At 68.5% G+C, this 22,922-nt stretch carries 21 protein-coding genes; 14 read left to right on the top strand and 7 right to left on the bottom strand.

What is annotated here, in order from left to right:
* Positions 1-21 precede the first annotated feature (21 nt).
* Entirely contained in the window at positions 22-1,026 is a 1,005-nt protein-coding gene (locus tag EOE66_RS05360) for an HpcH/HpaI aldolase/citrate lyase family protein (protein ID WP_128227656.1), read from the bottom strand.
* Between the two features lie 282 nt (positions 1,027-1,308).
* Between EOE66_RS05360 and EOE66_RS05355 the strand changes: the two genes are divergently transcribed.
* Positions 1,309-1,983, top strand: a complete 675-nt coding sequence (locus EOE66_RS05355; RefSeq protein WP_245478921.1) for a PEP-CTERM sorting domain-containing protein — start codon at positions 1,309-1,311, stop codon at positions 1,981-1,983.
* A 103-nt stretch (positions 1,984-2,086) separates the two neighbouring features.
* Here EOE66_RS05355 and EOE66_RS05350 read toward each other — a convergent pair whose 3' ends face one another.
* Positions 2,087-3,073, bottom strand: a complete 987-nt coding sequence (locus tag EOE66_RS05350; RefSeq protein WP_128227654.1) for a malate dehydrogenase — start codon at positions 3,071-3,073, stop codon at positions 2,087-2,089.
* A 122-nt stretch (positions 3,074-3,195) separates the two neighbouring features.
* On the opposite strand from EOE66_RS05350, the gene EOE66_RS05345 reads away from it, so the two are divergent.
* From EOE66_RS05345 to gltA, 7 genes are all read left to right on the top strand, one after another.
* Complete coding sequence (locus EOE66_RS05345; protein WP_128227653.1) at positions 3,196-4,014, top strand: GntR family transcriptional regulator; 819 nt, start codon at positions 3,196-3,198, stop codon at positions 4,012-4,014.
* 93 nt (positions 4,015-4,107) lie between these two features.
* Positions 4,108-4,530: a succinate dehydrogenase, cytochrome b556 subunit gene (gene sdhC / locus EOE66_RS05340; RefSeq protein WP_128227652.1), complete on the top strand. Its 423-nt coding sequence runs from the start codon at positions 4,108-4,110 to the stop codon at positions 4,528-4,530.
* Between the two features lie 12 nt (positions 4,531-4,542).
* A complete protein-coding gene (gene sdhD, locus EOE66_RS05335) occupies positions 4,543-4,908 on the top strand; it encodes a succinate dehydrogenase, hydrophobic membrane anchor protein (protein ID WP_128227651.1) in 366 nt (121 codons plus the stop codon).
* Positions 4,909-5,023: 115 nt separating this feature from the next.
* On the top strand, positions 5,024-6,817 hold the full coding sequence (gene sdhA, locus EOE66_RS05330; protein ID WP_128227650.1) for a succinate dehydrogenase flavoprotein subunit: 1,794 nt from the start codon (positions 5,024-5,026) through the stop codon (positions 6,815-6,817).
* A 17-nt stretch (positions 6,818-6,834) separates the two neighbouring features.
* Positions 6,835-7,539, top strand: a complete 705-nt coding sequence (locus EOE66_RS05325; RefSeq protein WP_128227649.1) for a succinate dehydrogenase iron-sulfur subunit — start codon at positions 6,835-6,837, stop codon at positions 7,537-7,539.
* A gap of 4 nt (positions 7,540-7,543) precedes the next feature.
* Positions 7,544-7,825: an FAD assembly factor SdhE gene (locus EOE66_RS05320; protein ID WP_128227648.1), complete on the top strand. Its 282-nt coding sequence runs from the start codon at positions 7,544-7,546 to the stop codon at positions 7,823-7,825.
* 54 nt (positions 7,826-7,879) lie between these two features.
* Positions 7,880-9,190 (top strand): citrate synthase, encoded by a 1,311-nt coding sequence (gene gltA, locus EOE66_RS05315; protein WP_128227647.1) that lies wholly within the window; start codon positions 7,880-7,882, stop codon positions 9,188-9,190.
* A 120-nt stretch (positions 9,191-9,310) separates the two neighbouring features.
* On the opposite strand, the gene bamC is transcribed toward gltA, so the two are convergent.
* The 5 genes from bamC to EOE66_RS05295 form a co-directional block, all read right to left on the bottom strand.
* Positions 9,311-10,495: an NlpB/DapX family lipoprotein gene (gene bamC, locus EOE66_RS05310; protein ID WP_245478920.1), complete on the bottom strand. Its 1,185-nt coding sequence runs from the start codon at positions 10,493-10,495 to the stop codon at positions 9,311-9,313.
* A 76-nt stretch (positions 10,496-10,571) separates the two neighbouring features.
* Positions 10,572-11,459 carry a 4-hydroxy-tetrahydrodipicolinate synthase gene (gene dapA / locus EOE66_RS05305; RefSeq protein WP_128227646.1) on the bottom strand — a complete coding sequence of 296 codons (888 nt, stop codon included), beginning with the start codon at positions 11,457-11,459 and terminating at the stop codon, positions 10,572-10,574.
* A gap of 64 nt (positions 11,460-11,523) precedes the next feature.
* Positions 11,524-12,105, bottom strand: coding sequence for a class I SAM-dependent methyltransferase (locus tag EOE66_RS05300; RefSeq protein WP_245478919.1), 582 nt, complete (start codon positions 12,103-12,105; stop codon positions 11,524-11,526).
* A complete protein-coding gene (locus EOE66_RS22280; protein WP_259376387.1) occupies positions 12,105-12,233 on the bottom strand; it encodes a hypothetical protein in 129 nt (42 codons plus the stop codon). The genes EOE66_RS05300 and EOE66_RS22280 overlap by 1 nt, the downstream gene beginning before the upstream one ends.
* Before the next feature lie 5 nt (positions 12,234-12,238).
* Complete coding sequence (locus EOE66_RS05295) at positions 12,239-13,429, bottom strand: MFS transporter (protein WP_128228253.1); 1,191 nt, start codon at positions 13,427-13,429, stop codon at positions 12,239-12,241.
* 134 nt (positions 13,430-13,563) lie between these two features.
* Between EOE66_RS05295 and EOE66_RS05290 the strand changes: the two genes are divergently transcribed.
* The 6 genes from EOE66_RS05290 to parC all read left to right on the top strand — a co-directional run bounded on the left by EOE66_RS05290 (position 13,564) and on the right by parC (position 22,893).
* The gene (locus EOE66_RS05290) at positions 13,564-14,820 is read left to right on the top strand and encodes a D-amino acid dehydrogenase (RefSeq protein WP_128227645.1); all 1,257 of its coding nucleotides are present in this window, start codon (positions 13,564-13,566) and stop codon (positions 14,818-14,820) included.
* Positions 14,821-14,877: 57 nt separating this feature from the next.
* On the top strand, positions 14,878-16,869 hold the full coding sequence (locus EOE66_RS05285; protein ID WP_128227644.1) for a DNA topoisomerase IV subunit B: 1,992 nt from the start codon (positions 14,878-14,880) through the stop codon (positions 16,867-16,869).
* Positions 16,866-17,813 (top strand): SDR family NAD(P)-dependent oxidoreductase, encoded by a 948-nt coding sequence (locus EOE66_RS05280; protein WP_259376391.1) that lies wholly within the window; start codon positions 16,866-16,868, stop codon positions 17,811-17,813. The genes EOE66_RS05285 and EOE66_RS05280 overlap by 4 nt, the downstream gene beginning before the upstream one ends.
* Positions 17,807-18,352: a GNAT family N-acetyltransferase gene (locus EOE66_RS05275; protein WP_128227642.1), complete on the top strand. Its 546-nt coding sequence runs from the start codon at positions 17,807-17,809 to the stop codon at positions 18,350-18,352. Before EOE66_RS05280 ends, EOE66_RS05275 begins: the two co-directional genes overlap by 7 nt.
* Before the next feature lie 135 nt (positions 18,353-18,487).
* Positions 18,488-20,500 (top strand): M3 family metallopeptidase, encoded by a 2,013-nt coding sequence (locus EOE66_RS05270; protein WP_164885007.1) that lies wholly within the window; start codon positions 18,488-18,490, stop codon positions 20,498-20,500.
* Positions 20,501-20,583: 83 nt separating this feature from the next.
* Positions 20,584-22,893 (top strand): DNA topoisomerase IV subunit A, encoded by a 2,310-nt coding sequence (parC, locus tag EOE66_RS05265; RefSeq protein WP_128227640.1) that lies wholly within the window; start codon positions 20,584-20,586, stop codon positions 22,891-22,893.
* Positions 22,894-22,922: the final 29 nt, after the last annotated feature.

The raw sequence follows: 22,922 nt of genomic DNA, 5'->3' as shown, positions 1-22,922 counted from the left end.
CGGGCAAGGAGGAAGAAGGTTTCAGCCGAACCAGGCCAGGCGCAATTCGGCCGGCAGCTGCGGGCCGTCGGCCAGACTCGCGCGGTGAGCGCGTTCGATGACCTGCCAGAAGTAACGGTAGCTCGCACGGTCGTGCAGGGTGTCGTGGTGGCGGATGGGCGCCCACTGTGCGGCCTGCGCGGCGGTGATGATCTCGATGGCGTCCTCGATCTCCGCGGCCGTGGGCGAGAAGGCCTCGACGATGGGGCGGATCTGCGCCGGGTGGATGCTCCACATGCGCGTGTAGCCCAACTCGCGGCTGGCCTTCTCCGCGGCTTCACGCAGCGCGCGTTCGTTCCTGAACTCGGTGACGACGCAGTGCGAAGGCGTCTTGCCCGCAGCGTGGCAGGCCGCGGCGATCTCCAGCTTCGCGCGCAGCACCAGCGGGTGCGCGAACTGGCCGCCTGCAGGCGACATGCCCATGGCCGCCTGCGGTATGGCGCCGCGGTGGGCCGAGACGAAGTCCATCAGCCCGAAGGACAACGATTGCACCCGGGGCAGCGCGGCGATGGCGAACACGTCGCGCAGCGCGCCGTGGGTCTCGATCAGCACGTGCACCGGCACCGCGCCGCCGCCCAGCGCGTCGAGCGTCTGCACCGCGCGCTGCACGTCGGCCAGGCCTTCAGGCTTGGGCAGCATCAGATAAGCCGGCGCACGCGATGCGCCCAGCACCGCGGCGGCCACCTCGCTGAACAGGCGGTGCTGCACCGGCAGCAGGCGCACGCCGACACGGCCCCAGCGGTTGTCGGGGCCTGCCAGCAGGCTGGCGATCAACTGCGCCTGATCGAACTCGCCGCCCACGGGCGCGCCGTCTTCGTTGTCGAGCGTGACGTCGAACACCGGGCCCATCTCGGCCTGCAACTGCAGGCTCTTGGTCATGCGTGGCTCCACGCCGGCGTAGTGGTCGCACACGGGCAGCGCCGCCAGGCTCACTTCGTCGGGGTCGAAAAGCGCTTGGCGCGGGGTGGCGGGAACGGTCGGGCTCATCGCGGTTCGGGGGCGGGTCTCGCAGGTAGCGGACTGTAGGGCAGCGCGCCGGGCCGGCCGCGCCGGGCTGGGCCGGGGCGCCGGCGTTTACGTTTGCGCACGTCTGGGGCCGCGCCGAGGGGGGCGTTCTCCCTGAGCCGCGGGGTGCAGACGTAACAGCAGCGGTGTCGTGACAATCTGCGTGGGCGTTTTCCGCCGCGATGTAGTGAAATCTGGGATGGTTGTGCCCTTGGCGCGGTGTGCGCCTGCCTGAGGCCAGAAAGCGAGACGAAGATCATGATGATGAACAAGCTGTTGAAGGGCCTGTGCGCCAGCGTGGTGTTCTGTGCCTCGATGGGCGCGATGGCCGAAGGCGTGTCGCTGATCGGTTCCAAGGTGGCCATCGGGCAGGGCGGTGCCCAGACCTGGTATGTCGGCACCCTGGCCGGCTTTCAGTCGAACGGCAACAACCTCGGTGATTTCGAAGCCGCCAACCTCGGCAGCTACACCCTGGGCAGTACCGGCTACCTGTCGGGCGCGCAGGTGCAGACCTTCACGGTCCAGGCCCCGAGCTCGGCAACGGTCACGGGGGCCAGCCTGTTCTGGCGCGTGGGCAGCACCGGGGCCTTCAACGAAGTCGGCCTGGGCTTCACCACGAACGCTCCCTTCACCGATGTCGCTGGCGATCTTTTCGACCAGCCGGGTCAGCAGCAGTGGGCGGGTTGGGGCAGCGACATTGATTTCCTGGCTGGCGTGGGCGTGGGCTCGCACACCCTGGAGGTCTACTTCGGTGCAGCGGCCACGCTCGTGGGCGGCGGCAGCCTGAACCTGGTGGAAGACAACAGCGGCAACTATTTCCGAGCCAACTTCACCGTCACTGGTGGTGGTCAAGGGGGCAGCGTCCCAGAGCCCTCGGCGCTGGCCCTGGCGGGCCTGAGCCTCGCGCTGCTGGCCGCTTCGCGCCGCCGCGGCGCCTGATCGGAGAGCCGCCTCCCGGAGCCGGCCGCCTGCCGGCCGAGCAAAAGAAAGGGCCCCATGACGGGGCCCTTCTTCTTGGGTCAGGGCGCCACGCGCCCCGGCTTCACAGCAGGTGCTTCACACCGTCCTGCTCGCCCACCAGCTCGGCCAGCGTCTTGTCGATGCAGCCCTGGCTGAACTCGTCCACCGGCAGGCCTTCGACGATCTTGTACTTGCCCCCTTCGCAGGTGACGGGGTAGCCGAACATCGTGTCCTTGGGGATCCCGTACTCGCCGTTGCTGGGCACGCCCATCGTGACCCAGCCGCCGTTGGTGCCCAGGGCCCAGTCGCGCATGTGGTCGATGGCGGCGTTGGCGGCCGAAGCTGCCGACGAGAGGCCGCGCGCCTCGATGATGGCCGCGCCACGCTTGCCCACGGTGGGCAGGAACACGTCCTTGTTCCAGGCGTGGTCGTTGATCATGTCCTTCACGCTGGCGCCCTCGATGGTGGCGAAGCGGTAGTCGGCGTACATGGTCGGGCTGTGGTTGCCCCACACGGCCAGCTTCTGGATGCTGGCCACGGGCTTGCCGGTCTTGGCAGCCAGCTGGCTGAGGGCGCGGTTGTGGTCCAGGCGCAGCATGGCGGTGAAGTTCTCGCGCGGCAGGCTGGGCGCGCTCTTCATCGCGATCCAGGCGTTGGTGTTGGCGGGGTTGCCCACCACCAGCACCTTCACGTCGCGGCTGGCCACGGCGTCGAGCGCCTTGCCCTGGCCGATGAAGATCTGGCCGTTGATGCTGAGCAGCTCGGCGCGCTCCATGCCGGCCTTGCGCGGCATCGAGCCCACGAGCAGCGCGTAGTCGGTGTCCTTGAAGGCGGTCATGGGGTCGCTGTGCGCTTCCATGCCGGCCAGCAGCGGGAAGGCGCAGTCGTCCAGTTCCATCATCACGCCCTTCAGCGCCTTCTGCGGGCCTTCGACGGGCACTTCCAGCAGCTGCAGGATGACCGGCTGGTCCTTGCCCAGCATTTCGCCGCTGGCAATGCGGAAGAGCAGGGCGTAGCCGATCTGGCCGGCGGCGCCGGTGACAGCCACGCGAACGGGCTTCTTGGACATGGAGGTCTCCTGGATCAAAAAGGGGTGTGAACGTGCAGGGAACACGAAGCCCGGATTCTAGTCGTCGCACCCTGACTGAATTCTTATGTCTTATGCAAGACTTCTGAGGGAGAATGCCCACCATGTCTTCGGTCCTGCCTACCTCCGGCCCTGCGGCCTCGCCTGCCGTGTCGGGCACGCCGGTTGCGTCCCCGGTGGCATCGGGCCTGGGCACGCCGGCCTTCAGCCCGCTGTACCAGCAGATCAAGGCGCTGCTGCTGCAAAGCCTGCAGGCCGGCGAGTGGCTGCCGGGCCAGGCCATCCCCAGCGAGGTGGAGCTGGCCGCGCGTTTCCGCGTCAGCCAGGGCACCGTGCGCAAGGCCATCGACGAGATGGCGACCGACAACGTGCTCGTGCGGCGCCAGGGCAAGGGCACTTTCGTGGCCACGCACGCCGAGCGTGCCACGCAGTTCCGCTTCCTGCGCCTCTTGCCCGACGACGGCACCGCGCCGCAGCTGCAGCGCCGCCTGCTGGAATGCCGCCGCATGCGTGCGCCGGCCGAAGTGGCGCGCCTGCTCGCCCTGAGCTCGGGAGAGGCCGCCGTGCAGGTGCGCCGGCTGCTGCTGGCGCCCGAAGGCAGCGAGCTGCGGCCCGTGGTGCTGGACGACATCTGGCTGCCCGGCACGCTGTTCAAGGGACTGACGGCCGAACGACTGCAGGCCTGGCGCGGGCCGATGTACCGGCTGTTCGAGGCCGAATTCAATGTGCACATGATCCGTGCCGAAGAGAAGTTGCGCGCGGTGGGCGCCAGTGCCACCGAAGCGGCCCTGCTGGCCGTGCGCGAAGGCGAGCCGCTGCTGTCGGTCGAGCGGCTGGCCTACACCTATGGCGACCGCCCCGTGGAACTGCGCCGCGGCCTCTATCACACCGCAGGCCACCACTACCGCAACGAGCTCAGTTGAAGCCTGTCAACATGCCCTGACCAGCTCCGCGTAAGCCTGTTGCATTGCAATAAACTCCGAGGGTTTCACCCGGTTTCACCACGAGAAGTACAAATGCCTGAGATGAGCAGACAAAGACCCGGCACCATGCGCCTGGTCGACGCCACGAAGTACCGTCTTCCACTGGCAGCCTGGGTGTCCATCCTCCACCGCGTCAGCGGCGGTTTGATGTTCGTGTTGCTGCCCTTCGTGATCTGGCTCTTCGACGTCAGCGTCACTTCCGAGATCAGCTACGAGCGCTTCACCAGCGCCTTCAGCGCCGGCATCGGCTTCGTGCCGGGCTGGTTCGTCAAGCTCACCGTGCTGGGCCTGATCTGGGCCTACCTGCACCACTTCATCGCCGGTGTGCGCCACCTCTGGATGGACATGACGCACAGCGTCACCAAGGCCCACGGCAAGAACTCGGCCGTCGTCACGCTGGTGCTGAGCCTCACGCTCACCGCCGCGCTGGGCGCCAAGCTCTTCGGCCTGTACTGAAGGGGCGCAGACATGTCGGTCAACTACGGTTCGAAGCGCGTCGTCACGGGCGCCCACTACGGCATGCGCGACTGGCTGAGCCAGCGCGTCACCGCCACGCTGATGGCCATCTACACGGTGGTGCTGCTCGCGCAGGTGCTGTTCACCAGCGGCCCCATCGGCTACGACGCCTGGGCGGGCATCTTCGCCGCGCAGTGGATGAAGGTGCTCACGCTCGTGCTCTTCGTCGCCCTGGGCTGGCACGCCTGGGTGGGCGTGCGCGACATCTGGATGGATTACGTCAAGGCTGCAGCGGTTCGCCTGGTGCTGCAGGTGTTCACCATCGTCTGGCTCATCGGCTGCATGGGCTGGGCCATTCAAGTGCTCTGGAGGCTGTGAGCTTGGCCCACCCCCTACGGGCTGCGCCCGCTCCCTCCCGGGGGCAACGCCAGCGGCCCGGCAGAGCCGGCTCCGCGGCCTTCGCTTGATTTCCTGCTGTACGAGGCAACTTCACATGGGTACTGCATCTCTTCCGCGTCGCAAGTTCGACGTCGTCATCGTGGGTGCCGGCGGTTCCGGCATGCGCGCTTCGCTGCAGCTCGCGCTGGCCGGCCTGAACGTGGCGGTGCTGAGCAAGGTCTTCCCGACGCGCAGCCACACGGTGGCGGCGCAGGGCGGCATCGGGGCCTCTCTCGGCAACATGGCCGAGGACAACTGGCACTACCACTTCTACGACACCGTCAAGGGTTCTGACTGGCTGGGCGACCAGGATGCCATCGAGTTCATGTGCCGCGAAGCACCGAAGGTGGTGTATGAGCTCGAGCACATGGGCATGCCCTTCGACCGCAACCCCGACGGCACGATCTACCAGCGCCCCTTCGGCGGCCACACCGCCAACTACGGCGAGAAGCCCGTGCAGCGCGCCTGCGCCGCAGCCGACCGCACCGGCCACGCGATGCTGCACACGCTGTACCAGCAGAACGTGAAGGCGCGCACCAATTTCTTCGTCGAGTGGATGGCGCTGGACCTGATCCGCGACAGCGAAGGCGACGTGCTGGGTGTCACCGCGCTGGAGATGGAGACGGGCGACGTCTACATCCTCGAAGCCAAGACCACGCTGTTCGCCACCGGCGGCGCCGGCCGCATCTTCGCCGCCAGCACCAACGCCTTCATCAACACCGGTGACGGCCTGGGCATGGCCGCGCGTTCGGGCATCCCGCTCGAAGACATGGAGTTCTGGCAGTTCCACCCCACCGGCGTGCATAACGCCGGCGTGCTGCTGACCGAAGGCTGCCGCGGCGAAGGCGCCATCCTGCGCAACGCCAACGGCGAGCGTTTCATGGAGCGCTACGCCCCGACGCTGAAGGACCTGGCGCCGCGCGATTTCGTCAGCCGCTGCATGGACCAGGAGATCAAGGAAGGTCGCGGTTGCGGTCCGAACAAGGACTACATCAACCTCGACATGACGCACCTGGGTGGCGACACCATCCTCAAGCGCCTGCCCAGCGTCTTCGAGATCGGCCACAACTTCGCCAACGTCGACATCACCAAGGAACCCATTCCCGTGGTGCCGACCATCCACTACCAGATGGGCGGCATCCCCACCAACATCCACGGCCAGGTGGTGGCGCCGAAGAACGGCAACCCCAACAGCGTCGTGGGTGGCTTCTACGCCGTGGGCGAGTGCAGCTGCGTCAGCGTGCACGGCGCCAACCGCCTGGGCACGAACTCGCTGCTCGACCTGCTGGTCTTCGGCCGCGCGGCCGGCAACCACATCGTCGACAGCGGCCTGAAGAAGCAGAGCCACAAGCCGCTGCCGGCCGATGCAGCAGATGCCAGCCTGGCCCGCCTGGCGCGCCTGGACAGCAGCACCAACGGCGAGTACGCGCAAGACGTGGCCAACGACCTGCGCGACACCATGCAGCGCCACGCCAGCGTCTTCCGCACCCAGGCGCTGATGGACGAAGGCGTGAAGAAGGTGGCCGACCTGGCCGAGCGCGTGAAGGCCATCGGCCTGAAGGACAAGAGCAAGGTCTTCAACACCGCGCGCATCGAGGCGCTGGAAGTCGACAACCTGATCGAGAGCGCCCAGGCCACGATGGTGAGCGCCGCCGCGCGCAAGGAAAGCCGCGGCGCCCACACCGTGAATGACTACGGCGACACCCCCGAGCACCCGAACGGCCGCAACGACGAGGTGTGGATGAAGCACACGCTCTGGTACTCGGAAGGCAACCGCCTCGAATACAAGCCTGTGAACCTGAAGCCGCTGACGGTCGAATCCGTGCCGCCCAAGGTCCGCACTTTCTGAGTCAGGAGCAGTACCCCATGACGCTACGCACCTTCCAGATCTACCGCTACGACCCCGACACCGACGCCAAGCCCCGCATGCAGACCCTGCAGGTGGAGCTCGACGGCAACGAGCGCATGCTGCTCGACGCGCTGAACAAGCTCAAGGCCGTGGACCCGACGCTGAGCTTCCGCCGCAGCTGCCGCGAAGGCGTGTGCGGTTCGGACGCGATGAACATCAACGGCAAGAACGGCCTCGCTTGCCTGACCAACATGCGCACGCTGCCGGGCACCATCGTGCTCAAGCCGCTGCCGGGCCTGCCCGTCATCCGCGACCTGATCGTGGACATGACGCTGTTCTTCAAGCAGTACCACAGCATCAAGCCTTACCTGGTGAACGAGACGCAGCCGCCCGAGAAGGAGCGCCTGCAGAGCCCGGAAGAGCGCGACGAGCTCAACGGCCTGTACGAGTGCATCCTGTGCGCCAGCTGCAGCACCAGCTGCCCGAGCTTCTGGTGGAACCCCGACAAGTTCGTCGGCCCCGCCGGCCTGCTGCAGGCCTACCGCTTCATCGCCGACAGCCGCGATCAAGACACGGCCGGCCGCCTGGACAACCTGGAAGACCCGTACCGGCTCTTCCGTTGCCACACCATCATGAACTGCGTCGATGTCTGCCCCAAGGGTCTGAACCCCACCAAGGCCATCGGCAAGATCAAGGAGTTGATGGTCCGTCGCGCCATCTGATGCCATGGACGCGCTGCTCGACGAACGCTCGCTCTCCAAGCTGAAGTGGCGCTGCCGCCGCGGCCTGCTGGAGAACGACCTCTTCGTGCAGCGCTTCTTCGAGCGCCATGAAGCCACGCTCACCGTGCGCCAAGCCGAAGGTCTGCAGGCGCTGATGGCGCTGGCCGACAACGACCTGCTCGACCTGCTGCTCTCTCGCAAGCAGCCGCACGATCTGAAAGAAGAGCCCTGCGACACCCCCGAGGTGCACGAGGTGCTGGCGCTGATGCGTGTGCAGCGCCACTGAACGAACCCTGCCGAATCCGTCCCTGCTGTCCGAACCCGAAGAAAGGCCCAGCCCATGACCCCCTCCGACGTGAAAGCCACCCTGTCCTTCTCGGACGGCAGCCCCAGCATGGAACTGCCCTTGTACAAGGGCAGCATCGGGCCCGATGTCATCGACATCCGCAAGCTCTACGCGCAGACCGGCAAGTTCACCTACGACCCGGGCTTCCTCAGCACCGCCAGCTGCAACAGCACCATCACCTACATCGACGGTGACAAGGGCGAGCTGCTGTACCGCGGCTACCCCATCGAGCAACTCGCCACGCAATGCGACTTCCTCGAGACCTGCTACCTGCTGCTGAAGGGCGAACTGCCCAACGCCGAGCAGCGCACCGACTTCACCAAGCTCGTCACCAACCACACGATGGTGAACGAGCAGATGCAGTTCTTCCTGCGCGGCTTCCGCCGTGATGCCCACCCGATGGCCGTGATGACGGGCCTGGTGGGCGCGCTGTCGGCCTTCTATCACGACAGCACCGACATCACGAACCCGCAGCACCGCGAGATCAGCGCCATCCGCCTGATCGCGAAGATGCCCACGCTGGTGGCCATGGCCTACAAGTACGGCATCGGCCAGCCCTTCATCTACCCGAAGAACTCGCTGAGCTACAGCGCGAACTTCATGCGCATGATGTTCGCCACGCCATGCGAAGAGTACGAGCCCGACGACGTGCTGGTGCGCGCCATCGACCGCATCTTCATCCTGCACGCCGACCACGAGCAGAACGCCAGCACCTCCACCGTGCGCCTGTGCGGCAGCTCGGGCACCAACCCGTTTGCCGCCATCGCGGCGGGCGTGGCCTGCCTCTGGGGCCCGGCACACGGCGGCGCCAACGAAGCCGCACTGAACATGCTGAAGGACATCCAGCGCCAGGGTGGCGTGGAGAAGATCGGCGAGTTCATCAAGCAGGTCAAGGACAAGAACAGCAACGTCAAGCTGATGGGCTTCGGCCACCGGGTCTACAAGAACTACGACCCGCGCGCCAAGCTGATGCGCGAAACCTGCCACGAGGTGCTGCAAGCCACCGGCCTGCACGACGACCCGCTGTTCAAGCTGGCCATGGCGCTGGAGAAGATTGCGCTGGAAGACGACTACTTCGTCAGCCGCAAGCTCTACCCCAACGTCGACTTCTACTCGGGCATCGTGCAGAGCGCGCTGGGCATTCCGGTCAGCCTCTTCACCGCCATCTTCGCGCTGGCCCGTACGGTCGGCTGGATCGCCCAGCTCAACGAGATGATCGGCGACCCCGAGTACAAGATCGGCCGTCCGCGCCAGCTCTTCGTGGGCTCGGTCGCGCGCAACGTCAAGCCGATCGGCGAGCGTTGATGAGACGGGTGCTGCCCAACGGCCGCGCCCCAACCAAGCTTCCCGCCGCGGAACCGGCTCTGCCGGGCCGCTGGCGGACTGCCCCCTCGGGGGGTGGCGAGCGCTAGCGAGCCCGGGGGCTCACTTCAGCTCTTGGGCCAGGCGCGCGATGATGGCCTTGGCGTTGGCACCCAGTTCAGGGTTGCCAGCCGAACTTTGGACGGTCACTTCGCTCACGCCGGCCGCGCTCTTGAGCACGACGCGGTAGCGCACGGCGGCCAGCGGGTTGGTGTCGTTGCCGAACAGGCGCGACCAGAAGCCCGGCTCTTCCTTGCCGGCACTCTTCGGGTCGACGTAGCGCACGTAGTAGATGCCGGCCGAGCGGTCGCGGTCTTCGACGGTGAAGCCGCTGCGGTCCAGCGCCACGCCCAGGCGGCGCCACGCGCGGTCGAAGGGCTCGGCGATGCTCAACGACGTGGCCTGCGCCGCGACCACGGCCTGCGGCGCAGGCGCCGCCGGGGCAGCGGCCGAAGCGGCGGTTGCCGCGGCCACGGCGCTGCGCGCGGGCTGCTCGGCGGCGCCCAGCGTCACCAGCAGCCGGCTCAGCATCTCTGCTTCGAGCTCGGGGTCTGAAGGCCGGGCGCGCCAGGTGGTGCCGCTGTCACGCTGCTGCGTGGTGAAGACCTCTTCCACACCGCGGTGGCTGAGATAGATCTCGGTGCCGCTGGGCGTGCGCTCCAGCCGCGTGCGGTAGCTGTCGCGCTCGCCGGTGTCGTAGAGGTTGCCCAGCAGGCGGCCGACGGTGTTGCGAATGATGTCGTTGGGCAGCTTGGCGCGGTTTTCCGACCAGTTGGTCTCCATGACACCGGCCGCCGCGTTGTCTTCAACCAGCGTGAAGCCGCGCTCCTGCCAGAAGGTCTTCAGGCGCGGCCACAGCTGTTCGGGCGTTTGCGGCACGACCAGCCAGCGGCGCTGGCCGTCGCGCACCACGCGCATCTCGCCCAGGTTGTTGAGCGCGACGGTTGCCGGGGCCGCGATGCCCGCCGCCGGCACGGCTGCCGCTGTGCCGCCTGCCGCCGCAGCGCTGACCACGCCGCCCTGGGGCTGGTAGCGCGATTCGCGAGAGAGCTGCGTCAGGTCGGGCGGCACTTCGAGGGGCTGCGCCTTCACGACGGTCGAGCGGTAGTCGACCTTGTCGTTCGAAAACAGGCCATCGCCCACGGTGGTGCAGCCGGTGGCGCCCAGCACCACGATGGCCAGGGCCACGGCACTCAGGGGGCGGGCCGGATGGGCGGCAGGGGCCGGGGCAAGAGCAACAGGTTTCACGTTCAAGGTCTCCGCAGCGGCCTGGTGCAGGCCCTGCCAGCAAGGATGGGGTGGCGTTGGAAAGGGCGGGCGCCGTTCAGACGGCGTGCACACCGGCGTCGCGCAGGGCCTGGCCGACGGCCGCCTGGCCCGCCGCCGTGAGCGGCACGATGGGCAGCCGCACGTGCGGCGCGCAGCGGCCCAGTTGGGCCAGGGCCCACTTGGCCGGCGCCGGGCTGGGTTCGCAGAACAGTTGCTTGTGCAGCGGCAGCAGGCGCAGGTGGATCTCACGCGCGGTGGCCACGTCGCCGGCAATGGCGGCCTTGCACAACTCGTGCATCAGCCGCGGCGCGATGTTGGCGGTGACGCTGACGTTGCCGTCGCCGCCCAGCAGCATCAGCGCCACCGCGGTGCCGTCGTCGCCGGAGTAGACGGCGAATCCTTCAGGCCGGTGCTTGATGAGCTGGCAGGCGCGTTCGATGTTGCCCGTGGCTTCCTTGATGCCAACGATGCCGGGCAGTTCCGCCAGGCGCAGCGTGGTCTCGGGCTGCATGTCGGCCACGGTGCGGCCGGGCACGTTGTAAAGCACCAGCGGCAGGTCCACCGCTTCGCTGATGGCCTTGAAGTGCTGGTAGATGCCTTCCTGCGAAGGCTTGTTGTAGTAGGGCACCACCGAGAGGTGGCAGTCGGCGCCCACCTGCTTGGCGAAGCGCGTGAGCTCGATGGCCTCGGCCGTGGAGTTGGCACCCGTGCCGGCCATGATGGGCACGCGCCCGGCGGCATGTTCCACCGCCACGCGGATGACCTCGCAGTTCTCGGCCATCGACACCGTGGGCGATTCGCCGGTGGTGCCGACCACGCCGATGCAGTCGGTGCCCTCGGCGATGTGCCAGTCGATGAGGCGGCGCAGGGCATCGAAGTCGATGCCGCCGTCCGCGTGCATCGGGGTCACGAGCGCGACGATGCTGCCTTGGATGGGGTTCATGCGGGTGGGGGACAAGGTGAATCGGCGGATTTTAGCCGCCCGGGCCTGGGCGCCGGCTGCGCGCCTACCCCAGGGGCCAGCGCGCTTCGATACCGCCCGCCGCGGTTTCGTTCACCGCCACGATGCGCTGCACGCAACGGCCGCTGCCGGCGGGGTCTGCCGGGGCTTCGAAGCCGTCTTCGAAGGCGACCACACGCAGACCGGCACACACCCGCAACAGTTCACCGCGCTGCAGCAGGAAATCCGGCCGGCTGGGGCGGCCGATGTGCTGGTGGCCGTCAGCGAAGGTCTCGTGCAGGTAGATGCCGCCGGGCGCCAGCGCAGCCAGCAGTGCCGGGAACAGCGGGCGCCAGAGGTAGTTGGTGACGACGATGGCGTCGAAGCGGCGGCCGGGCAGCGGCCAGGGGGCGCCTTCGAGATCGGCCTGCAGCAACTCGGCCGCGGGCAGGGCCTGGGCCACCAGCGCCAGCGCGGTGGGGTCGCGGTCCACGCCCATCACGCGGTGGCCTTGTGACGCCAGCCACTGCAGGTGGCGGCCGCCACCGCAGGCCACGTCCAACACCGTGGCGCCGGCGGGCAGCAGCGGCGTGAAGCGCCGCACCCAGGCCGAAGGCGCACCCAGGCCGTGCATCGCCGCAGGCTGCATCAGAAGCAGCTCCACACGCGGTTGGCGAGGTCCACCACCGTGTGCGGGTTCAGGTAGGCCATGAAGACGGCCGCCAGAACGGCCGCAGCCAGGGCGGCCATCAACAGGGGCAGGGCGCGTCGTTTCATGACACTCAGGCGGCCTTGGGCACCGGGCCGCCGCGCACCAGGGCCACCTCGCGCACCGGCAGGTTCACCAGCGCAGCAAACACCCCCAGGCCGACGGCGATCCACCACACCACGTCGTAGCTGCCGGTGGCATCGAAGAGCTTGCCGCCCAGCCACACGCCCAGGAAGCTGCCCACCTGGTGGCTGAGGAAGACGAAGCCGCCCAGCATGCTCATGTATTGCACGCCGAAGATCTGCGCGACGATGGCGTTGGTGGGCGGCACAGTGCTGAGCCAGAGGAAGCCCATCACCGCGGCGAAGATGTAGACGCTGGTGGGCGTCAGCGGTGCCAGCAGGAAGGCCACGATGGCCACCGAGCGCAGCGCGTAGATGGCGCTGAGGATGTAGCGCTTGGGCAGGCGCTGCCCCAGGCTGCCGGCGGCATAGGTGCCGAACACGTTGAACAGGCCGATGAGGGCCAGCGCCCCGGTGGCCACCTCGGGGCTGAGGCCCTGGTCCTTCAGGTAGCTGGGCATGTGCACGCCGATGAACACCACCTGGAAGCCGCAGACGAAGTAGCCCGCCATCAAGAGGCCGAAGCTGGGCGTGGTGAAGGCCTCGCGCAGCGCCGCGGCCACGCTCTGCTTGGGGCCGCTGCTGGCCGCCTTGGGCGGCTCGCGCATGCCGAGAGCCAGCGGCGCGATGATCAGCGCCATGCAGGCCAGCACAAAGAGCGCGTTCTGCCAGCCCAGCCCGCCGATGAGCCCGTTTTCCACCGGCACCATCAGGAACTGGCCGAAGCTGCCCGCCGCTGCCGTGATGCCCATGGCCCACGAGCGTTTCTCAGGCGCGACCTGGCGCGCGATCACGCCGTAAACCACCGCGTAGGTGGTGCCGCTCTGCGCCAGCCCCAACACGATGCCCGCACCGCCCATGAAGGCCAGGCCGCTGCTGGCCAGGCCCATGAACACCAGCCCCAGCGCGTAGAGCACAGCGCCCACCACCAGCACCCGGAAGGCGCCGAAGCGGTCGGCCAAGCCGCCGGCAATCGGCCCGGCCAGGCCCCAGGCCAGGTTCTGGATGGCCAGCGCGAAGGCGAAGGTCTCGCGCGACCAGCCGCGCTCCATGGTAATGGGCTGCAGCCACAGGCCGAAGCCGTGGCGGATGCCCATGCTCAGCGTGACGATCAAGGCGCCGCAGATGAGCACTTGCTTCATCGACAGCGTGGGCGACGGCATATGTGTCGCCCGGTCTGGCGCGGAAGCTGCATTCATTCGGGCATTGTCTCGGAAAACGCTGCAAGTCGTCGGCGCCGGGCTGGCTAGAGTGACACCACTTTCCGGAGGTCGTGATGAAGGTGCTGGTGCTGGGTGGCGGTGTGATCGGGGTCTCGACGGCCTACTATCTGGCGAAAGCCGGCCACGAGGTGGAACTGGTCGACCGCCAGAGCGGCGCCGCGCTGGAGACGAGCTTCGGCAACGCCGGCGAGGTGAGCCCCGGCTACAGCGCGCCTTGGGCGGGCCCGGGCGTGCCCATCAAGGCCATCAAGTGGATGCTGATGCAGCACAGCCCGCTGGTGATCTGGCCGCTGCTCGACCCTGCCATGTGGCGCTGGGGCGCGCAGATGCTGGCCAACTGCACCGAGAAGGCCTATGCGCTGAACAAGAGCCGCATGGTGCCGATTGCCGAGTACAGCCGCGATTGCCTGAAAGCGCTGCGCGCCGAGACCGGTATCGCCTACGACGACCGCGCGCAAGGCACGCTGCAGCTCTTCCGCACCCAGAAGCAACTCGACAGCATCGGCGGCGACGTGGCCGTGCTCAAGCAGTACGGCGTGCCCTTCGAGGTGCTCGACCGTGCCGGCTTCTGCGCCGTGGAGCCTGCGCTCAAGCTCACGCAGGAGAAGTTCGTCGGCGCACTGCGCCTGCCCAACGACGAAACCGGCGACTGCCACCTTTTCACCAACCGCCTGGCCGAGATGGCCGCGGCGCTCGGTGTGAAGTTCCGCTGGAACACGCGCATCCAGGCGTTGCAGGTGGGCGGCGGCGCCATCACCGGCGTGCACACCGACGCCGGCCTGCTGCAGGCCGACAAGGTGGTGCTGGCCCTGGGCAGCTTCAGCCCCCAGTTGCTGGAGCCGGTGGGCCTCCGAATCCCCGTCTACCCGGTCAAGGGCTACAGCATCACGGTGCCCATCACCGACGCGCAGTACGCGCCCGAGAGCACCATCATGGACGAGACGCACAAGGTGGCCGTCACACGCCTGGGCGACCGCATCCGTGTGGGCGGCACGGCCGAACTGGCCGGCTACAGCCTGAACCTGCGCGAAGGCCGCCGCGCCACGCTGAACCACGTGGTGAGCGACCTCTTCCCTCGCGGCGGCGATGTCAGCAAGGCCAGCTTCTGGTGCGGCCTGCGCCCCATGACGCCCGATGGCACGCCCATCGTCGGCCCCACGCCGGTGCAGAACTTGCTGCTGGCCACCGGCCACGGCACGCTGGGCTGGACCATGGCGGCCGGTACCGGCCGCGTGATCGCCGATCTGGTGAGCGGCAAGCAGCCCGAGATCGACGTCAGCGGGCTGGCGATGTCGCGCTACCGGCAGTAAGCCGGGCGCGGCCTCGGCCACGGCTTCCGCGTCAGGGCCCCACCTAAAATCGGGCCCATGCCTTCCATCAAGCAGAACAACAGTTACGGCGAAGCCTCGATCCGCGTGCTCAAGGGCCTGGAGCCCGTCAAGCAGCGGCCGGGCATGTACACGCGCACCGACAACCCCCTGCACATCATCCAGGAGGTCATCGACAACGCCGCCGACGAAGCCCTGGCCGGCCATGGCAGCCGCATCGGCGTGACGCTGCATGCCGACGGCAGCATCAGCGTGGAAGACGACGGCCGCGGCATCCCCTTCGGCCTGCACCCGGAAGAACAGGTGCCGGTGATCGAGATCGTCTACACACGCCTGCATGCCGGCGGCAAGTTCGACAAGGGCGCCGGCGGCGCCTACAGCTTCAGCGGCGGCCTGCACGGCGTGGGTGTGAGCGTGACCAACGCGCTGGCCAAACGCCTGCAGGTGACGGTGTGGCGCGAAGGCCAGGTGGCCGCGCTGTGCTTTGGCAACGGTGGCGATGTGATCGAACCGCTGGTGCTGCGCAAGGCCAGTGCGGGTGACCGCAAACACGGCACCACCGTGCGCGTGTGGCCCGATGCCAAGTACTTCGAGAGCGCCGATCTGCCGCGGGCCGAGCTGCTGCACCTGCTGCGCAGCAAGGCCGTGCTGATGCCCGGCGTGACGGTGACGCTGACGGTGGAGAAGGCGGGCCAGAAAGACCCGGAAGTCACCACCTGGAAGTACGCCGCCGGCCTGCGCGACTACTTGCAGCAGAGCCTGGTGGCCGACCCGCTGATCCCGCTGTTCGAAGGTGCGCAGTACGCCAGCGCCAGCGAAAGCGAGAACTTCGCCGAAGGCGAGGGCGCTGCCTGGTGTGTGGCTTTCACCGACGAAGGCACGCTGCTGCGCGAGAGCTACGTCAACCTCATCCCCACGGTGGCCGGCGGCACGCACGAAAGTGGCTTAAAGGACGGCCTCTTCGGCGCCATCAAGGGTTTCATCGACCTGCACAGCCTGCTGCCCAAGGGCGTGAAGCTGATGCCGGAAGACGTGTTCTCGCGCGCCAGCTTCGTGCTGAGCGCCAAGGTGCTGGACCCGCAGTTCCAGGGCCAGATCAAGGAGCGCCTGAACAGCCGTGACGCGTTGCGCCTGGTGTCGGCCTACGTGAAGCCGGCGCTGGAGCTGTGGCTGAACCAGCACGTGGATCTCGGCAAGAAGCTGGCCGAGCTCGTCATCCGCCAGGCGCAGACGCGCCAGCGGGCCTCGCAGAAGGTGGAAAAGCGCAAGGGCAGTGGTGTGGCCGTGCTGCCGGGCAAGCTGACCGATTGCGAAAGCCGCGACCTGCTGTTCAACGAGGTGTTTCTCGTCGAGGGCGACAGCGCCGGTGGCAGCGCCAAGATGGGCCGAAACAAGGAAACCCAGGCCGTGCTGCCCTTGCGCGGCAAGGTGCTCAACACCTGGGAGGTCGACCGCGACCGGCTCTTCGGCAACACCGAGATCCACGACATCGCCGTGGCCGTGGGCGTGGACCCGCACGGCCCCAACGACGAACCCGATTTCAGCGGCCTGCGCTACGGCAAGGTCTGCATCCTGAGCGACGCCGATGTCGACGGCTCGCACATCCAGGTGCTGCTGCTCACGCTCTTCTTCCGCCACTTCCCGAAGCTGGTGGAGCGCGGCCATGTCTACATCGCGCGGCCGCCGCTGTACCGCATCGACGCCCCGGCGCGCGGCAAGCGCCCGGCCGCCAAGCTGTACGCACTGGACGAAGGCGAACTCGAAGCCGCGCTCGACAAGCTGCGCAAGGAAGGCGCCAAGGAAGGCAGCTGGAGCATCAGCCGCTTCAAGGGCCTGGGCGAGATGAACGCCGAGCAGCTGTGGGAAACCACGCTCAACCCCGAAACGCGCCGGCTGCTGCCCGTGAGCTGGCTGGACCGCGGGTTCGATGCCACTGGCACGCTGCTGGGCAAGCTGATGGGCAAGGGCGAAGCGCAGGCGCGGCGCGACCTGATGGAGCTGCGCGGCGACGAGGTCGAGGTGGACGTCTGAAACACGTCGTCGTCACCGGCGCCGGGGCTGGCATCGGCCGCTGTGTGGCCGAGACCCTGGCCGGCCAAGGCCACCGCGTCTGGGCCTGCGCCCGCCAACCGGCTGACCTGGCGGCCCTGGGAGCCATCGCTGGCATCGAGCCCGTGGCGCTGGACGTGCGCCAGCCGGCACAGGTGCAGGCCCTGGCCGAGCGCCTGCCGGTGCTGCACGGGCTGGTGAACAACGCCGGTGTCGGCGGCCTGGGCTGGCTGCACACCTTCAGCGACGACGAGTTCCAGGACATCCTCGACACCAACCTGCTGGGCCCGCAGCGCCTGAGCCGCGCCTTGCTGCCGGCGCTGCTGGCCGCAGGGGCCGGGCAGGGCCGCATCGTGCACATCGGTTCGATGGGCGGCAGCATCACGAGCCCGCTCTACGGCCCCTACACCGCGAGCAAACACGCACTGGAAGCCTTGGCGCAGTGCCAGCGCCTGGAGCTGGCGCCACACGGTGTGTCGGTCAGCATCGTGCAACCGGGCGCCGTGGCCACAGGTATCGGCCAGCGGGGCGCGGCCGGCCTGCGCGCGCGGCTGCAGCGCGCCGGGCCGCCGTTTGCGGAGGCCGCGGCCGCTCTGCTGGCGCAGCTCGACGGCGATGGCGGTGCGCCCGCGCCCTTCGGCCCCTCGCAGCCCGAATCCGCCAGCAACCGCCGCCAGTCGCCGCCCGCAGCGGTGGCCGCAGCGGTGTTGCACGCGCTGTTCGACGGCGCGCCGCGGGCCCGCTATCTGGTCGGCAGCCGCTGGGAAGGCGACCGGGTGGTCCACCAACTCATCGAGCGCCTGCTCGATGCCAACGAAGGCGAGGCGATGCAGATGGGTCGGGATGAACTGGTGGCGCGCCTGGACGCCGCGCTCGCACAGCGCGCCGCGGCAGGCGCAGATGCCAAGGCGGGGCGGCCATGCTGAGCTTGCGGCCGACCATGCTGTCCGACCTCGACTACGTGGCCAGCGTCGAGAGCGATCCCGCCAACCTGCCCTTCATCACCCCCTGGGAACGCACGCAACACGAGAGCGCGGTGCGTTTTCCGGATTTCCGTCACTTCATCATCGACGCCAGTGCGGGGGTGGCGGGTGAAGCTGGGGGCCGCGACGGCTTCGTCATCCTGCAAGGCTGCCGCAACCCGCACAAGAGCGTGGAACTCAAGCGCCTGGTGCTGCAGCCCAAGGGCCGCGGCCTGGGCCGGCAGTGCGTGCGCGTGCTCAAGCGCCTGGCCTTCCGCGACCTGGGCGCGCACCGCTTCTGGCTCGATGTGAAGAGCCTCAACACGCGCGCGCTGGCGCTCTATGCGAGCGAAGGCTTTGTCGAAGAAGGCCGCCTGCGCGAAAGCGTGCGCCTGCAGCCCGGCCCGGGGCAGCCGGCCGATGGCTACGACACGCTGGTGGTGATGAGCCTGCTGGACCGCGAGTACCAGGCGCGCGTGGCGCTCGGGCTGGAAGGCGGCTGATCGCACGCTCGGCCCCTGTGGAGCCGGATTCATCGCAATGCTTTGCAGTTGGTCGCAGCCGGCATGCCACGCAGCCCCCTGGCGCCTATCCTGCAACTTGGTCTCATTACGCCGGCCCGCCCGGCGCGCCCCACCATGAACACTTCACCCCGCTTGCGCTCCCTCTGGCCGCTGCTGTGCAGCGCCCCGGCTTTGCTGCTGCCCACCCTGGCCCAAGCCCAAAGCCCGGCGCCGGCCCCGGCCGGCCGCTCGCTGGTGGCCTTGTACGACGCGCCCACCATCACGCGCCGCTGCACGGCCGAGCTGAAGGCCACGCGCACGGCCATCGCCGCGATGGAAAAGGGCCGCGACCCCGCGCGCCTGCTGGCCGACTTCAACCGCCTGCAACTGCGCAGCGCGAGTTTCGGCAACCCGGTCTACCTGCTGGCCAACGTCTCGCCCAGCAAGACCGTGCGCGATGCGGCGCAGGCCTGCGTGGAGAAGCTCAGCCCGCTGAGCACCGAGCTCTACCAGAGCGTGCCGCTGTACCGCCGCGTGCAGGCGCTGCAGCCGGCCGATGCCGTGGATGCGCGTTACCGCGAAGAGCTGCTCGAGAACTTCGAAGACAGCGGCGCCTCGCTGCCGGCCGACAAGCGCGCCCGCGCCAAGGCCATCAGCGACGAGCTGGAGGTGCTGGGCCTGGCTTTCCAGAAGGCCGTCAACGAAGACCCGAGCACCGTGACGATCACCGTGGCCGAAGCCGCCGGCCTGCCCGAGGCCTGGCTGAAGGAGCGCAAGCGCGACGCCGAGGGCCGCCTGGTGCTGGGCATGGACTACCCGACCGTGGTGCCCTTCCTCACCAACGCCAGCAACGAAGAAGCGCGCCGCAAGCTGTGGACGATGTTCCAGAACCAGGGCGGCGAGGCCAACCTGCAGCGCCTGGACCGCGCGCTCAAGCTTCGCCACGAACTCGCGCAACTGCACGGCCAGCCCGACTACGCCACCATGGTGCTCAAGCGCCGCATGGCGCAGACGCCGCAGGCGGTGGAAGACTTTCTGCAAGGCGTGCGCAAGGCCTTGGATGCGGGTGAACTGCGCGAACTGGCCGAACTGCGCGCCGAGAAGGCCGCGCAACTGGGCCTGCCGCTGGAGCAGGTGCAGGTGCAGCGCTGGGACACCAGCTTCCTGCAAGAGCGGCTGAAGCGTTCGCGCTACGCCGTCGATCAGGAGAAGCTGCGGGCCTACTTCCCCACCGACGCTTCGGTGGCCTTCGCCATCCGCCTGGCCGAGCGCCTGTACGGCGTGCGTTTCGTCGCCGCGAAGGTGCCGGTGTGGCACCCCGAGGTGCGCTACTACGACGTCTTCGAAGCCGACGGCAAGACCTTCGTGGGCAGCGTCTACCTCGATCTCTTCCCGCGCGAGGGCAAGTACAACCACGCGGCGGCCTTCGGTGTGGTGCCCGGTTCCAGCCTCGCCAAGTTGCGGCCTGCCTCGGTGCTGGTGACCAACTTCAACCGCCAGGGCCTGGACCACAACGAGCTGGAAACCTTGCTGCACGAGTTCGGCCACGTGCTGCACGGCGTGTTCTCGCAGACACGTTATGCCGACCAGGCCGGCACCTCGGTGAAGCGCGATTTCGTCGAGGCGCCCTCGCAGATGTTCGAGGAATGGGCGCGCCGCCCCGAGACCCTGGCCGTGCTGGCCGAGGTGTGCAAGGACTGCCCGCGCCTGAGCGCCGAGCAGTTGCAGCAGCTGGACCGCGCCCGCACCTTCGGGCGCGCCATGCGCTACAGCCGCCAGTGGCAATACGCCAGCTACGACATGGCCCTGCACACCGGCACGCCGAAACCAGCCCTGGCCACCTGGGTGGCGTTGGAGAAGAGCCTGCCGCTGGGCTACGTGGAAGGCACGCGCTTCCCGGCCGGCTTCGGCCACCTGATGGGCGGTTACGGCGCGGGCTACTACGGCTACCTGTGGTCGGAGGTGATGGCGCTGGACATGCTCTCGGCCTTCCAGGGCCGGCTCATGGACCCGGCCGTGGGCCGGCGCTACCGCGAGCTCATCCTGTCGCGTGGCGGCGAGGTGCCGCCGCAGGCCATGGTGGAGGCTTTCCTCGGCCGCAAGCCGGGCACCGAGGCCTTCTTCCGCGAGATCGCCGGCCAGCGCTGACAGGGCGGGCCCGGCAGGGCCGCGGCGCGCAGGCGAAAATGCGCGTTTCGCCCGAGTGAGACGCGCCCCAGCGGCGCCTGCCGATGCCTGACGATCTGTTTTCCCAGCCCGCCGATCCGGCGGACGCCCTGGCCCTGGCCGACTACGCCGAACGCGCCTACCTCGAGTACGCGCTGAGCGTGGTGAAGGGCCGCGCGCTGCCCGATGTGTGCGACGGCAACAAGCCGGTGCAGCGGCGCATCCTGTACTCGATGTTCCGCATGGGCCTGGCCTACACCGGCAGCGGCGGTGCCAAGCCCGTGAAGAGCGCGCGTGTGGTGGGCGATGTGCTGGGCCGCTACCACCCGCACGGCGACACCGCGGCCTACGACGCGCTGGTGCGCATGGCGCAGAACTTCAGCCAGCGCTACCCGCTGATCGACGGCCAGGGCAACTTTGGCAGCCGCGATGGCGACGGCGCCGCGGCCATGCGCTACACCGAGGCGCGCCTGAGCCCCATCGCGCGCCTGCTGCTGGACGAGATCGACGAAGGCACCATCGATTTCCAGCCCAACTACGACGGCAGCACCGAAGAGCCGAAGCAGCTGCCGGCACGCCTGCCCTTCGTGCTGCTGAACGGCGCCAGCGGCATCGCCGTGGGCCTGGCCACCGAGGTGCCCAGCCACAACCTGCGCGAGGTGGCCGCGGCCAGCATCGCGCTGATCAAGGACGAGAAGCTCAGCGACGACGAACTCTTCGCGTTGCTGCCCGCGCCCGATTTCCCGGGCGGCGGCCAGATCATCAGCAGCGCCGCCGACATCCGTGACGCCTACGCGGGCGGCCGCGGCAGCCTGAAGGTGCGCGCCCGCTGGATCATCGAAGACCTGGCGCGCGGCCAGTGGCAGCTGGTGGTGACCGAGCTGCCGCCGCAGACCAGCGCGCAGAAGGTGCTGGAAGAGATCGAGGAACTGACCAACCCCAAGGTCAAGACCGGCAAGAAGGCGCTGGCGCCCGAGCAACTGCAGCTCAAGGCCGCGGTGCTGAGCGTGCTGGACACGGTGCGCGACGAGAGCAGCAAAGACGCCCCGGTGCGCCTGGTCTTCGAGCCCAAGAGCCGCACGGTGGAGCAGGCCGAGCTCATCACCACGCTGCTGGCGCACACCAGCCTGGAAAGCAGCGTGCCCATGAACCTGACCATGGTGGGCCTGGACGGCCGCCCGGTGCAGAAGGGGCTGCGCAAGATCCTCACCGAGTGGATCGCGTTCCGCCTCGGCACGGTGGAGCGCCGCACGCGCCACCGCCTGGCCAAGGTGCTGGACCGCATCCACATCCTCGAGGGCCGGCAGGCGGTGCTGCTGAACATCGACGAGGTGATCCGCATCATCCGCAACAGCGACGAGCCTAAGCCGGCGCTGATCGAACGTTTCCGCTTGAGCGACCGCCAGGCCGAAGACATCCTCGAAATCCGGCTGCGCCAACTGGCGCGGCTGGAGGCCATCAAGATCGAGCAGGAGCTGAAGGAACTGCGCGAACAGCAAGGCAAGCTCGAAGACATCCTCGGCAACCCCAGCGCCCTCAAGCGTGTGGTGATCAAGGAGATCGAAGCCGACGCCAAGGCCCACGGCGACGACCGCCGCACGCTGGTGCAGGAAGAGAAGAAGGCCGTGGCCGAGGTGAAGGTGGTGGACGAGCCGGTGACGGTGGTCGTCAGCACCAAGGGCTGGGTGCGTGCGCTCAAGGGTCACGAGGTGGACGCCAGCACGCTGGCCTTCAAGCCGGGCGATGGGCTCTACGCCACCTTCCAAGCCCGCACGGTGGACGTGCTGCTGGTCTTCGGCAGCAACGGGCGTGTGTACAGCGTGGCGGTGAGCCTGCTGCCGGGCGGGCGCGGCGACGGCGTGCCCATCACCACGCTCATCGACCTGGAAGCGGGTTCACAGATCACCCACTACTTCGCGGGCGCTGCTGCCACCAAGCTGCTGCTGGCCAACAGCGGCGGCTACGGCCTGCTGGCGCTGGCCGGCGACATGGTGGGCCGCAACCGCGGCGGCAAGGCTTTCCTCACGTTGGAGGCCGGCGACCAACTGCTGCCGCCGGTGCCCGTGGCCGCCGCGCACAAGCAGGTGGCTTGCCTGGCGGCCGACGGCCGGCTGCTGGTCTACGGCCTGGACGAACTCAAGCTGCAGCCCGGCGGTGGCCGCGGCCTGACGCTGATGGACGTGGACGCGAAAACGCCGCTGGTGAGCATTGCCACGTTGGCCGATGCGCTGAAGGTGCTGGGCCTGGGGCGCGGGCAGAAGCCCAAGGAAGAGGTCTTCAAGTGGTCGGCGCTGGCCGATCACATCGGCAAGCGCGCGCGCAAGGGCCGCGCGGTGGCGGCTTTCCAGAAGGTGCTGAAGGTGGTGGCGGCCTGAGGCCGCTGCCGGCCCGGGCCCCGCGGTGG

The organism is Rubrivivax rivuli, from assembly GCF_004016505.1.
GTDB classification, from domain to species: Bacteria; Pseudomonadota; Gammaproteobacteria; order Burkholderiales; family Burkholderiaceae_C; genus Rubrivivax; species Rubrivivax rivuli.
Note: the sequence above shows the minus strand (reverse complement) of the source record. Positions and strands in the feature narration are given on the sequence as shown.